Raw genomic sequence first — 298 nt, 5'->3', positions numbered from 1 at the left:
CACACCCGGGGCAGATTGGCATTATAGCTCAGGTGGACATGTCCGTGCACGAACCACTTGGGTTGGTACTCCTCCAGCAGGTCGTTGAAGCAGGCAAAGCCCTTATGGGCCCTGTCATCGCCATCGTTCAGGCCAGCCGCCGGGGAATGGGTCAGCAGCAGGTCGATGCCGCCCGCCCGGTGGGCCTTGAACCAGAGCCGCCGCATACGGCGGCGCATTTCCTTCTCCGTGTACTGGAAGGTCTCCTCGCAGTTGTAGCGGATGCTGCCGCCCAGCCCCATGATGCGCAGCCCTTTCC

The 298-nt window shown here is 63.1% G+C and carries 1 pseudogene; it reads right to left on the bottom strand.

Annotated elements, in window-relative coordinates:
• A pseudogene (locus P0G09_RS19130) lies at window positions 1-298 on the bottom strand (metallophosphoesterase); the annotation flags it as partial.

This window comes from Faecalibacterium sp. DFI.5.82, from assembly GCF_029076575.1.
GTDB lineage: Bacteria > Bacillota > Clostridia > Oscillospirales > Ruminococcaceae > Faecalibacterium > Faecalibacterium duncaniae.
This window is presented reverse-complemented; position numbering and strand designations above follow the sequence as displayed.